General features: G+C 44.1%; 11 protein-coding genes. 4 read left to right on the top strand and 7 right to left on the bottom strand.

What is annotated here, in order from left to right; genetic code table 11:
* Positions 1 to 55: 55 nt before the first annotated feature.
* Genes NQ541_RS01325 through murB form a run of 4 tightly spaced genes read right to left on the bottom strand, consistent with a single transcriptional unit; the run spans position 56 to position 3,067 of the window.
* Positions 56 to 313 carry an HPr family phosphocarrier protein gene (locus NQ541_RS01325; RefSeq protein WP_005611013.1) on the bottom strand — a complete coding sequence of 86 codons (258 nt, stop codon included), beginning with the start codon at positions 311 to 313 and terminating at the stop codon, positions 56 to 58.
* On the bottom strand, positions 310 to 1,269 hold the full coding sequence (whiA, locus tag NQ541_RS01320; protein WP_023921751.1) for a DNA-binding protein WhiA: 960 nt from the start codon (positions 1,267 to 1,269) through the stop codon (positions 310 to 312). The genes NQ541_RS01325 and whiA overlap by 4 nt, the downstream gene beginning before the upstream one ends.
* Before the next feature lie 12 nt (positions 1,270 to 1,281).
* Positions 1,282 to 2,160, bottom strand: a complete 879-nt coding sequence (rapZ, locus tag NQ541_RS01315; protein ID WP_005611016.1) for an RNase adapter RapZ — start codon at positions 2,158 to 2,160, stop codon at positions 1,282 to 1,284.
* Position 2,161: 1 nt separating this feature from the next.
* Complete coding sequence (gene murB, locus NQ541_RS01310) at positions 2,162 to 3,067, bottom strand: UDP-N-acetylmuramate dehydrogenase (RefSeq protein ID WP_005611017.1); 906 nt, start codon at positions 3,065 to 3,067, stop codon at positions 2,162 to 2,164.
* A gap of 265 nt (positions 3,068 to 3,332) precedes the next feature.
* Here murB and NQ541_RS01305 point away from each other — a divergent pair, with 265 nt between their 5' ends.
* Positions 3,333 to 4,679 (top strand): HlyC/CorC family transporter, encoded by a 1,347-nt coding sequence (locus NQ541_RS01305; RefSeq protein ID WP_005611019.1) that lies wholly within the window; start codon positions 3,333 to 3,335, stop codon positions 4,677 to 4,679.
* Positions 4,680 to 4,813: 134 nt separating this feature from the next.
* Here NQ541_RS01305 and NQ541_RS01300 read toward each other — a convergent pair whose 3' ends face one another.
* Positions 4,814 to 5,950, bottom strand: coding sequence for an aminotransferase class V-fold PLP-dependent enzyme (locus NQ541_RS01300; RefSeq protein ID WP_081442955.1), 1,137 nt, complete (start codon positions 5,948 to 5,950; stop codon positions 4,814 to 4,816).
* A 213-nt stretch (positions 5,951 to 6,163) separates the two neighbouring features.
* On the opposite strand from NQ541_RS01300, the gene NQ541_RS01295 reads away from it, so the two are divergent.
* Complete coding sequence (locus NQ541_RS01295; RefSeq protein WP_044940666.1) at positions 6,164 to 6,940, top strand: N-acetylmuramoyl-L-alanine amidase; 777 nt, start codon at positions 6,164 to 6,166, stop codon at positions 6,938 to 6,940.
* A gap of 116 nt (positions 6,941 to 7,056) precedes the next feature.
* Entirely contained in the window at positions 7,057 to 8,088 is a 1,032-nt protein-coding gene (locus tag NQ541_RS01290) for a branched-chain amino acid aminotransferase (RefSeq protein WP_005611023.1), read from the top strand.
* 100 nt (positions 8,089 to 8,188) lie between these two features.
* Here the strand turns inward: NQ541_RS01290 and NQ541_RS01285 are convergent, their stop codons facing one another.
* Together NQ541_RS01285 and glmM are read right to left on the bottom strand one after the other, a co-directional pair.
* The gene (locus NQ541_RS01285; RefSeq protein WP_005611024.1) at positions 8,189 to 9,466 is read right to left on the bottom strand and encodes an amidohydrolase; all 1,278 of its coding nucleotides are present in this window, start codon (positions 9,464 to 9,466) and stop codon (positions 8,189 to 8,191) included.
* Positions 9,467 to 9,471: 5 nt separating this feature from the next.
* A complete protein-coding gene (glmM, locus tag NQ541_RS01280; RefSeq protein ID WP_005611025.1) occupies positions 9,472 to 10,815 on the bottom strand; it encodes a phosphoglucosamine mutase in 1,344 nt (447 codons plus the stop codon).
* A 284-nt stretch (positions 10,816 to 11,099) separates the two neighbouring features.
* Here glmM and NQ541_RS01275 point away from each other — a divergent pair, with 284 nt between their 5' ends.
* The gene (locus NQ541_RS01275) at positions 11,100 to 11,897 is read left to right on the top strand and encodes a Cof-type HAD-IIB family hydrolase (protein WP_005611027.1); all 798 of its coding nucleotides are present in this window, start codon (positions 11,100 to 11,102) and stop codon (positions 11,895 to 11,897) included.
* Positions 11,898 to 12,364: the final 467 nt, after the last annotated feature.

The following is a 12,364-nucleotide window of genomic DNA, read 5'->3' as shown; positions in this document are numbered from 1 at the left end:
AAAAGAAGGCTGCACTTTCCAGCACAACCCTCTTAACTTCTCTTCTATCAGGAATTTATCCTACCGTCGCAAAAAAAGATTTGATTCCCTCTGCTGCTTTTTCTTCATCTTCACCCTCTGTTACGACAGTGATCTCCTCACCACCGATCAGGTTCAGACTCATCATCCCCATAATACTTTTCGCATTGATATGCTTTTCTCCAACCTGAATATACACTGTACTTGCATACTGGCTTGCTTCCTGTACAAGAAGTGCGATTGGACGTCCATCAAATCCAGGGTCAGCTTTTACTACAACAGATTCTTTAATCATAATAATCCTCCTTGTTCTTGCCTCACTTTATCTGCCAACTCACTCAGTTTCCGCAGTCGATGGTTGATACCGGACTTTCCAACAGGGGGATTCAGAACAGCTCCCAGCTCTTTTAACGTCAGATCAGGATTCGCAAGGCGGGCAAGAGCGGCCTCCACAAGTCCTTCCGGCAGATTTTCAAAACCAATCGTTTCTTTCAGATATGTAATATCTTCAACCTGCTTGACTGCTGCTGATACAGTCTTATTAATATTGGCAGTTTCACAATTCACTTTTCTGTTTACTGTATTACGCATCTCTTTTAAAATCCTGACATTTTCAAGTTCCATCAGAGAAACGTGTGCTTCCATGATATTCAATATATCTACGATCTGCGACCCCTCTTTCAGATAAACTACATAAGACTTCTTCCTCAGAACCGTCTTTGCATCCATTGAAAAACTTCGCATCAGAGTACAGACCTGCTTTCCCATCTCTTCTGTAGAACAGACAATCTCAAAATGATAAGACTTGTTCGGATCACTCATGGAGCCTGATGCCTGAAATGCACCTCTCAAAAATGCTCTTTTACAACAGGTCTGCTGCACGATCAGCGGATCTACTGCATGAATACTCTCTCCATTATCCTCATATTCTTCTGTCATCTTCGTCGCCTGCAGGATCCTCAGTGCATCTTCATGCCTGCGGATCACAACTGCATAGGATACAGTCTGCTTGCTGATATTCCTTCTTACAGAGGCATCAGCCTTTATATTAAAGGTTTTTTGGATCAATGTAAAGACTTTTCTTGCCACAAGTAAATTTTCTGTATGGATTCTTATGCTGTACTGGTCAAAGCTGTTGATTGCAACCGTTCCGCACATACCAATAAATGCAGCCAGCTCGGCAATCCGGCAATGCCTTGCCGGACTGATATTTCCTGCCAGTTCTTCTTTTACTTTACCGGAAAACGACATTTTCCCCACCTTTTACTTTCTTTTCGTGATGCTATCTTTTCCAATGTCACGATGTTCGATACGCACCCCATAATTTTCTTCTTTATCCAGAATCTGGTAGAGTGCATTCGCCAGTGTAACTGATCTGTGCTTTCCTCCGGTACATCCGATTGCGATCACAAGCTGATTCTTCCCCTCCAGGATATAATTCGGAATCAGAAATTCCATCATGTCTTTCAGCTTGTCAAGAAAGATCCTTCCTTTGTCATTCTGCATCACATAATCCTGCACTTCCGCCTCATTCCCGGTCTTCTCCCGCAATGTATCAATATAATACGGATTCGGCAGAAAACGCACATCAAAGACAAGATCCGCATCCTGCGGAATCCCATATTTGAACCCAAACGACATAACCGTAATATAAAGATTGCAGAAACTCTGCCCATCCACAAAAATCTTTTCCAACTCGATCCGAAGCTCTCTGGTCAGCATTTTACTGGTATCTAAAATATAAGTCGCCTTCATTTTAAGGAAAAGAATCTTTTCTCTTTCTTTCGCAATTCCGGTATCCACTCTTCCCGATCCGCTTAAAGGATGCTGCCTCCTTGTCTCTTTATAACGCTTCACAAGTACTGCATCATTCGCATCAAGGAAAAGGATCTCATATCCGATCCGGTCACGATCCATTGCTTCCAGATTTTCCTTCAGTCCGGAAAGATCCTGTCCACTTCTCACATCCAGTCCCAAAGCTACTTTTTTCATCTCTGTATCTGTATTCTGCAACATCTGGACAAATCCCGGAAGAAGCGGGATCGGCAGATTGTCCACGCAAAAATATCCCATATCCTCAAGCATCTTCAGAGCCGTAGACTTTCCTGCTCCCGACATTCCCGTAACGATAACAAAACGCATCCTAAAACTCTCCTATCCTTTTCACTTCCGGCTCCAGCGTTACTCCGGAAGTCTCTTTCACTTTCTTTACAACTTCCTGCATCAGCTCGCAGACCTGGGCTGCTGTCGCATTTCCCCTGTTGATAACAAATCCGCAGTGCTTTTCAGAAACCTGTGCATCCCCAATACGAAATCCCCGCAGTCCCGCATCCTCGATCAGCTTTCCGGCAAAATAGCCTTTCGGACGCTTAAATGTACTGCCTGCACTTCCAAATTCCAGTGGCTGCTTTGTCACTCTCCGCTGCTTCAGATCATCCATCACCTCACGGATTGCTGCCTGATCGCCCTTTTTCAGTCTGAGTGTTGCCTCCACCACAACATAATCTTTCTTTTCTACCACACTGGTACGGTAAGCAAGTCCCAGTTCTTCCACCGGGATCGTCAGAAGTTCTCCCTCCTGCGTCAGGACAACTGCACTTTCCAACACCTGCTTCATTTCGCCTCCATAAGCACCTGCATTCATCCTTACCGCACCGCCCAGTGTACCGGGGATCCCTGCTGCAAATTCCAAACCGGTCAATGACGCATTATATGCTGCACTTGCCACTTTTGACAAAAGCACTCCCGCCTGAGCAGTCACCCTTTCGCCCTCTACCCGGACGTCATTCATCTTTTTAAAAATCTGAAGAACAACTCCCCGGAATCCACCGTCACCAACAAGAAGATTGCTTCCATTTCCTACAATATAATAAGGAACATTCTCTTTCCGGCATACTGCGAGTATCCCCCGGATCTCTTCCACTGACTGTGGTGTGACAAAATAATCTGCCGGTCCGCCCACACGGAAAGTCGTATGTCGGCACATCGGTTCGTCTCTCAAAATATTTTCTTCCTTCGTAATCGTACACAGACTGCTGTATAAATCCATATATTTTTACTCCATTTCTTTTCTGTTAAGTGCTGTAAACATCATACACCACGCCACATTTAAAGTAAAGCCACCCTTTTCATAAAATAGGCTGAGAAAAGCGACTCAAAGCAGAATCTGCATCATTTTGTAAAAGCAGCAGATCCAAAATAACAGTTCACACTCGCCGGACTGTGCCGCCACTTGCAAATCACCTGAAAAAAGTGTATACTAATTGAGTATATCTAAATTGACTTTTATCATACAAAAGGAGTGATTATTTCAAGTGGACGCGAGTGACACTTTCCAACTGATTATATTGATTATCCTGCTGATTCTTTCAGCATTTTTTTCATCTAACGAGACAGCACTGATGGCGGTGAATAAGATCCGTCTCCGTTCCCTTGCAGACGAGGGAAACAAGCGTGCTGCCATGGTTCTTGATATTACGGAGAATCATACCCAGAAGATGCTCAGTGCCATACTGATCGGCAACAATATCGTGAACATCTCTGCCTCTTCGCTTGCTACTTCACTTGCCTATCATTTTGGCGGTTATATGGTCAGTATCGCAACCGCTGTACTGACTGTTGCGATCCTCGTATTCGGAGAGATTACCCCGAAGAATTATGCAACGCTCAACGCAGAAAAGGTCACGCTACGTTATATTCCATTTTTCAAGTTTTTTATGACGGTCATGACACCTTTCATCTTCATCATTAATTTATTCTCCCGTGTGATCATGCTGATCATGCATGTTGATCCTGATGCCGTGAATAACGCAATGACTGAAGAAGAGCTTCGTACAATCGTAGATGTCAGCCACGAAGATGGCGTGATTGAATCCGATGAAAAGGAAATGATCTACAATGTATTTGATCTGGGAGATGCCAATGCCAAAGATATCATGGTTCCAAAAGTCCATGTCACCTTTGCCAGTGTAGACAATACTTATGAAGAACTGATCGATATTTTCCGTGAAGATAAGTTTACCCGTCTTCCGGTCTACGAGGAAACGCAGGACAACATCGTCGGTATCATTAATATGAAGGATCTGCTTCTTTATGATGCAAATACCGAGTTTCATATGAAAGATTTTCTTCGTGAGCCGCATTTCACTTACGAATATAAAAATATTTCTGAATTACTCGTTGAGATGAGGGATTCTACCTTTAATATTGCCATCGTGCTGGATGAATATGGCGAAATGGCAGGACTCATCACACTGGAGGATATTCTGGAAGAGATCGTTGGTGAGATCCACGACGAGTATGATGAAAAAGAAGATGAACTGGTTCAGCAGATTTCTGACCGAGAATATATCATTGAAGGTTCTATGAGCCTGGATGATGTGAACGATCATCTGAATACAAAGCTGGAGTCCGAAGATTATGATTCTCTCGGCGGATTTATCATCGAACATCTTGATCGTCTCCCGGCGACCGGAGATGAAGTGATGACGGAGGATGGCATCCGGCTCGTCGTTGAAAAACTGGATAAGAACCGCGTAGAAAGCGTTCATATTTATTTACCGGAATCCGATGTAACTGCTTCTGATACGCATACAGAGACTGCAGCCGTTTCTTCTGATGATTCTTCTGAGCAGAAAGTTTCTTCCGAACATGAAGTGTAAGCCTCTGATATAAAAATACGGCACCTGTAGTGGATTTATTTCCACCAGGTGCTGTATTTTATTACCAAAGTATGCAAGAGAAGCTGCCTGCGGCAGATTCTCTGAATTACGCGATGACTCGCAAAGCATCTTTCTTATAGTTCTGCCAGTTCTTTCAGTGCCTCTACTGCTGTCAGAATTTCCTTCTCTGTATTATAGTGGGAAAAGCTGAACCGTACCGCTCCCTGTTCCACTGTACCCAGTGCCTCATGCATGAGCGGTGCACAGTGAACTCCCGGTCTTGTTGAAATCCCATACTCTGTGAATAAGGCATCACTGAGTTCTGCCGAATCAACATCCTCAAAATTAAGCGTCACGATGGGACAGCGTTCTTTCCCGGAAAAATCGCCATATACGATCACCCCTGGAATTTTTCTGACTTTTTCATAAAATTCCCACATCAATGCCTGTTCTTTTTCGCGGATCGTATCAATCCCGGTTTCCGTCAGATAATCCAGTGCTGCGTGCAGACCTGCGATCCCATGTGCATTTAATGTCCCTGCCTCCAAGGCAGTGGGCATCTGCCGGGGATGCCTTTTACTATATGACTGTACTCCACTTCCGCCACTTTTCAACGGACGGATCTCAATCCCCTTTTTTACATAAAGTCCACCTGTTCCCTGCGGTCCAAGCAGTCCTTTATGACCGGTAAAGCAGAGAACATCGATCTGCATCTGCTTTACGTTGATTGGAAATACTCCCGCTGTCTGAGAAGCATCCACGATAAAGAGCAGTCCATGCATCTTTGCTATTTTTCCGATTTTCGTCAGATCCAGCAGATTCCCGGTCACATTTGAGCCATGCGTGCAGATGATCGCCCGGGTATTTTCACGGATCGCATTTTCCATCTCTTCATAAGAAATGCATCCCTTTTCATCACTCTTCAGAATTGTCAGTTCTGTTCCTTTTTCTTCCATTTCATACAGGGGACGCAGAACCGAGTTATGTTCCAGTGCCGTTGTGATAATATGATCGCCCGGATAAAAGAGTCCTTTGATGGCAAGATTCAGGCTTTCTGTTGAATTTGCAGTAAACGCGACCTGCTCCGCATGGTCTCCGCCAAAAAACTCTACCAGTTTTACTCTTGTATCATAGATGATCCGGGATGCATCCAAAGACGCATGATATGCCCCTCTTCCTGCATTTCCTATTGATTCCAGTGCTTTCACCACAGCCTGCACTACCTGTGGTGGTTTCCGCATCGTAGTTGCCGCATTATCCAAGTAAATCATTTCCGCATCTCCCTTCCTGTTGGATTTTATTTTAATATGTATTTCCCACAAAATCCATAGGTTTTTGAAAACTCTTTCCTTGTATTCGATCAGCTTTTTCTTCTGCCAGCACTTTTCCTTTCATTCTGTCAGTTCCTTTCCTCACCGGCTTTGACCTTTTCTGCCTGTTTTTCATATAATATATAGAAAAGATCCATCAACGGAGAAATAACTATGCCTTATTCTATTATGCTTGATGCAGGACATGGAGGTCGTGATCCGGGTGCTGTGTATAATGGCCGTCAGGAAAAAGACGATGCACTTGCCCTGACACTCGCCATCGGTGAACTGCTTCAGGAAAGAGGAATTGATATTCTTTATACCCGTACCACTGATATTTATGAATCCCCTTATCAGAAAGCCATGGAGGCAAATATCGCAGGGGTTGATTTTTTTATTTCCATTCACCGCAATTCTTATCCAACTGACAATACTGTTTCCGGTGTGGAATCTCTGATCTATGATAAATCCGGTATCAAATATAAAATGGCTCAAAATATCAACGATCAGCTTGAATCCGTCGGTTTTGTCAACTTAGGAGTCAAGGAACGTCCCGGACTGGTCGTTCTCCGCCGTACCCAGATGCCTGCAGTTCTTGTCGAGGTCGGATTCATTAATTCTGATGTTGATAATCAGATTTTTGATAATAATTTTAATGATATTGCTCTCGCCATCACCCAGGGGATTCTCGATACACTGGATCTTGGAGGCGAAATTGATAACGATGTGATACAGCCTTTTTATTCTGTTCAGACCGGAGCTTTCCGCAACCGGACTTATGCCAACCGCCTGCTGGGAGAACTTCGATCCCAGGATTTTCCTGCAGAACTTTTAGAAGGGAATGACCTGTACCGAGTGAATGTCGGTTCTTTTGAGACACTGGATGAAGCTGTTGCTATGGAACGCAGGCTGAAAAGAGCGGGGTATCAGACCGTGATCGTGATACTGTAAATTGAACCTTCCGAAAAAACCGAGCGTACTCTTGATTTTTATTAATGACAGTATTATAATATCGGCATAGAAACGCTACGGTCTTCAACCGCAAGAGGAATGGAGGATTTAATACAATGGAAAAAAAGAACATTGACTGGAGTAATTTAGGTTTCGCTTATGTACCAACAGACAAAAGATTTGTTGCAAATTTTAAAAATGGAAGCTGGGACGAGGGAGCCCTGACAGAAGATTCTAATATTGTGATGAGTGAGTGTGCAGGAGTTCTTCAGTATGCTCAGACAGTTTTCGAAGGAATGAAAGCTTATACAACAGAAGACGGACGTACTGTTATCTTTCGCCCGGACCTGAATGCATCCCGTTTCGCAGATTCTGCAAAGCGTCTTGAGATGCCTGCATTCCCGGAAGATAAATTCGTTGAAGCAGTTGTCGATACTGTAAAGGCCAATGCAGCCTATGTACCGCCTTACGGATCAGGTGCTTCACTTTATATCAGACCTTATATGTTCGGTATCAGCCCGGTTATCGGAGTAAAGCCTGCAGAAGAATATCAGTTCCGTGTATTTACTACACCGGTTGGTCCTTATTTCAAAGGCGGTGTTAAGCCTCTGACCATCTGCGTGTCTGATTTTGACCGTGCTGCTCCGCACGGAACAGGTCATATCAAAGCCGGACTGAACTATGCTATGAGCCTTCATGCCATCGTAACAGCCCATGCAAATGGATTTGATGAGAATATGTACCTTGATTCTGCTACGAGAACTAAAGTAGAGGAAACTGGCGGAGCTAACTTCCTGTTCGTCACAAAAGACGGTACAGTTGTTACACCTCACTCCTCAACAATTCTTCCTTCTATCACAAGACGTTCTCTGATGTATGTGGCAGAGCATTATCTTGGATTGAAAGTAGAAGAGAGAGATGTATACTTTGATGAGGTAAAAGATTTCGCAGAATGTGGACTTTGCGGAACTGCTGCCGTAATCTCTCCTGTAGGAAAAGTTGTAAACCACGGTGAAGAGATCTGCTTCCCAAGCGGAATGGAGAAAATGGGACCAGTTACCCAGAAACTTTATGATACTCTCAGAGGCATCCAGATGGGACAGATCGAAGCTCCTGAAGGATGGCTGAAAGTCGTAGATGTAGAGTAATCTCCCCATCTTATTACCTGTATAACCCAAAAGCGGATAACCTGTTCTCAACAGATCAGGTATCCGCTTTTTCAGTCTTTTCAGTCTTCTTTTCAATCTTCTATTCCGTCTTTCGGAACTCATCCCATGCTGCATTCAGAATCTCCGGCTTTGTCACAAGCTGCCATGCTCCCTCGGCCATACATTCAGCCGCATAGAACATACCTTTCTGCCCGATACTCATTCCCACCTGTGCAGTAGTTGCCCAGTGGTGAAGCGGTGTTCCTTTACACATGGCTGCCGCACTGAGCATGATCGTCGGAACAGTATGGCTCACATCTGACACGTCCGTTCCGATTGCCAGTGGAACTGGCTGATCCTCCAGCGGTTCAAGGCCGGCGAAATATTCCCCATGATTTTCAAATCCGGCTTCCTTTGATATTTCAGCCGCAAATGCAATCTCATCTTCCGTATAAACCGGTGTCGGGATCTTTTTCATTTCCTCATAAAAGGTTTCCGCAAGCACACGGTTCGTCTTCATCTCTTTATTGCAGGTGACACGCTCAATCTCCACTCGCGTCCCGGTCATCAGTGCTGCTCCCTTTGCACAGTTATCCACACGCTCCGACGCATCTTTCGTCTTTTTCCACAGACATGAGCGGATAAAATAATTCGTTGAGGCAAAAGGTGGAACAATATTTGCCGGACCATCTGTATTTGTATACGTATAATGCATTCTTACATCATCTGCCACATGTTCCCGCAGATAATTCACTCCCACATTCATCAGTTCAGCCGCATCCAAAGCACTTCTTCCTTTTTCAGGAAATCTTGCCGCATGTGCCGCTATCCCGTAAAACTTATAATTTTTAATATCCTGGGCCTGCCAGATATCATAACTGACACGGTTTCTGTCAAATGGATGCCATGTAACTGTAGCAGACAGCTCATCGAATACCCCCTGCTCATTCATACGGATCTTTCCGATGACGATTTCTTCCGCAGGGCAGCCATAGACACGAACCGTTCCTGAAATCTGTTCTCTTTCCATCCGTTCCTTCAGTGCCACTGCCGCACCGGCACACGCCGTACCTAAAAGATTATGTCCACAACCATGTCCCGGACCTTCTTTTGGACAATGCCGGCTCACCGGCTCCTGTGCAAGCCCCGGAAGTGCATCATACTCCGCAAGGAAACCAATGATCGGCTGCCCCGATCCCCACTCAGCTACAAAAGCGGTCCTGAAACCTGCCAGTTCCCACTTTACAGTAAATCCTTCCTGTTCCAGAAAATCAGCTAAAGCACGAGAAGACTGCTCCTCGTGCTTCGATAATTCCGGATGCTGAAAAATATAATCTGAAACTTCTGTCATCTTATCTTTAAGCTTATCTCTCATCATCCCGGTTATTCACATAATCCTTCCTGTTCAAAGATCTTAACCACACCATCAACATATTTTTCACAGATCTCATCCGATGCGGCTTCGACCATTACACGGATCACCGGTTCTGTACCACTCTCACGAACCAGAATCCGTCCGTCACTTCCAAGCTCTTCAGCAGTCTGCTCGATTGCCTTCTGTACTGCTTCATTATCCAAGGCAGTCCTTTTATCCTTTACACGTACATTTTTCAAAAGCTGTGGGAAAATCTTCACTTCATCTGCCAATGTTCCAAGACTCTGCTTCTTTTCAAGGATTGCTTCCATGACCATCAGAGAAGTCAGGATACCGTCACCGGTACGTGCATGCTTGCTGAAAATAATATGACCGGACTGCTCGCCACCGAGAACATATCCATTCTGAAGCATATTCTCATATACATACTTATCTCCAACCGCAGTCTGCTCATACTTCATGCCGATCTTATCACATGCTTTATAGAGTCCGAGATTGGACATGATCGTTGTAACAATCGTATGATCTGCCAGGCGTCCCTGCTCCATCAGATACTTTCCGCATACATACATAATACGGTCACCATCTACAACATTTCCATTTTCATCTACAGCGATACATCTGTCTGCATCTCCATCATAGGCAAATCCTACATCCAGCTTCTTCTCCTTTACAAATGCCTGAAGTACTTCGATGTGGGTCGATCCGCAGTTCGTATTGATATTCACACCATTTGGTTCATTATTAATAACATAAGTCTTCGCTCCAAGTGCATCAAAGACACTCTTTGCGATACTGGAAGAACTTCCATTCGCACAGTCAAGTCCTACCTTCATATCTTTAAAAGAGCGTGTAGCAAGGGCAATCAAGTGTCCGATATAACGGTTTCTTCCTGCTGCATAGTCAACAGTACGTCCAATATTTTCTTTTGTCGCCAGCGGTACTTCCCCAATTTTGCCATCAATATAAGCCTCAATTTTTTCTTCTACCTCTGCCTCCATCTTATGTCCGGCACTGTTGATCGCCTTGATACCATTATCATAATACGGGTTATGGCTGGCGGAAATCATAAGCCCACAATCAAAGTCTTCTGTTCTTACCACGTAAGACACACTCGGTGTTGTCGTAACATGAAGAAGATATGCATCTGCTCCTGAAGCCGTCAGTCCTGCTGCCAGTGCATACTCAAACATATAACTGCTTCTTCTCGTATCCTTGCCGATCACGATCCTTGCCTTATGCTCCTGCCCGAAATACCAGCCAAGATAACGTCCTACTTTAAAAGCATGCTCAACCGTCAGAACTACATTTGCCTCTCCACGAAAACCGTCTGTTCCAAAATACTTACCCATAATACATTTCCTTTCCTGCAATCTCTTTTAATATGTATATTCAGGTCTTTTTCTGTCGCGACCTGCGATTGCAATTCCCCCAGATCTTTTTCTGAAATACTTCAGATACACCTTAGATGTTTTCATTATATAACCATTACAAATCATTTACAAGTATTTCTTTTTTGTTACATAAAGTTCCGATATATACAAATTTTTTCTGTTATTCTGCTTAATTTGACACTCTTTACGAAATCCTCATTTTCATGTATACTTGAATCAGTTTTAAATGGAGGTTTTAATAAATGATCAAATTAATTGCAAGTGACCTTGACGGAACACTTCTTCAGGATGGTACCCAGGAGCTTACTCCCCGTGCAATCAGCCTGATTCATTCACTGACACAGAAAGGGATTTATTTCGTAGCCGCAAGTGGTCGCCAGTATACTAATGAGCGAATCGTATTTGATAAGATCAAAGATGAAATTTCTTATATTGGAGAGAACGGCTCAATCTGTATGCATCAGGGCAAACTTATTTTCCGCGGAACGATCAGAGATGACCTTGCTTACCGGATCATCCGGGAAGTGAAGAAATCTGATCATTTTGAAATCATTGTCTCCAGAGAAGATACCTGCCTGATTGAAGACCGGAATCCCGAATTTGTAGACCACATTGTCAATGTTATGCACAATAAAACAGAGATTGTCGAAGATCTCAGCCAGATCAATGGTCCGTTCCTCAAGATTGCTATCTGCAATATGATCGATGGACCTGATGTCCTGAATGCATACTTAAAGCATCTTCAGAGTATTTTTGGCTCTGAGATTAAGATCGTAACTTCCGGAACTATCTGGATTGATTTTATTGCACCGGGTACAAATAAGGGAGCTGCACTGAAGCATCTTCTGAAAGTTCTCGATATCACCCCGGAGGAATGTATTGCCTTTGGCGATCAGTATAATGATATTGAAATGCTGGAACTGGTCGGCACAGGTTATGCCATGGCTAATGCCGCTCCCGGAGTTGCAGATCACGCTGATGCGGTGACATCTTCCGTTGAGGATGTTCTTGAGAAGATCTTATTGGATGTAAATTTGTAGTTGTTGGAATGATACGCTTGTAAAGCAAAAGACTTCTTTATGGCGAAGCGGACGCGGAAAGCAGAGATATTCCCTCGCGGTGCAGACCCGCTTTACCTCAGCCCGTTGACCGTTTGTAACTCGAAAGTGGAAATCTTCGTGCAAAGGCACTCGATTTACTTTCTCTAACAAACGCTGCAAAGTGTCTTCGGAACGCTCCTGCTAATGCACCTGCTCAGGAACACCCTGCTTTCCGCTGGCAGTCGCAGTAAGAAGTTTTTTTCTGACTCCACAGCGTATTCACTCAACAATGCAAATTTAAAAAGAATAGAAAAAAGCCGGATGCGAGGAAAGTTTTCTGACTTGAAAAGCCTAATATCCGCCCTTGTTGTTGCGTGAGCAGTGCATTGACAGGGAGCGTTCCGAAGACACTTTGCCCAACTTGTTAAGGAACGTAAACAGGAGTGCCTCTGCACGAGTGTTTCCAC

Source organism: [Ruminococcus] lactaris ATCC 29176 (assembly GCF_025152405.1).
Lineage (GTDB): Bacteria > Bacillota > Clostridia > Lachnospirales > Lachnospiraceae > Mediterraneibacter > Mediterraneibacter lactaris.
This window is presented reverse-complemented; position numbering and strand designations above follow the sequence as displayed.

Coding starts and splice junctions, on each gene's coding strand:
- NQ541_RS01325 (WP_005611013.1), bottom strand. CDS start 313: ATGATTAAAGAATCTGTTGTAGTAAAAGCTGACCCTGGATTTGATGGA.
- whiA (WP_023921751.1), bottom strand. CDS start 1,269: ATGTCGTTTTCCGGTAAAGTAAAAGAAGAACTGGCAGGAAATATCAGT.
- rapZ (WP_005611016.1), bottom strand. CDS start 2,160: ATGCGTTTTGTTATCGTTACGGGAATGTCGGGAGCAGGAAAGTCTACG.
- murB (WP_005611017.1), bottom strand. CDS start 3,067: ATGGATTTATACAGCAGTCTGTGTACGATTACGAAGGAAGAAAATATT.
- NQ541_RS01300 (WP_081442955.1), bottom strand. CDS start 5,950: ATGATTTACTTGGATAATGCGGCAACTACGATGCGGAAACCACCACAG.
- NQ541_RS01295 (WP_044940666.1), top strand. CDS start 6,164: ATGCCTTATTCTATTATGCTTGATGCAGGACATGGAGGTCGTGATCCG.
- NQ541_RS01290 (WP_005611023.1), top strand. CDS start 7,057: ATGGAAAAAAAGAACATTGACTGGAGTAATTTAGGTTTCGCTTATGTA.
- NQ541_RS01285 (WP_005611024.1), bottom strand. CDS start 9,466: ATGATGAGAGATAAGCTTAAAGATAAGATGACAGAAGTTTCAGATTAT.
- glmM (WP_005611025.1), bottom strand. CDS start 10,815: ATGGGTAAGTATTTTGGAACAGACGGTTTTCGTGGAGAGGCAAATGTA.
- NQ541_RS01275 (WP_005611027.1), top strand. CDS start 11,100: ATGATCAAATTAATTGCAAGTGACCTTGACGGAACACTTCTTCAGGAT.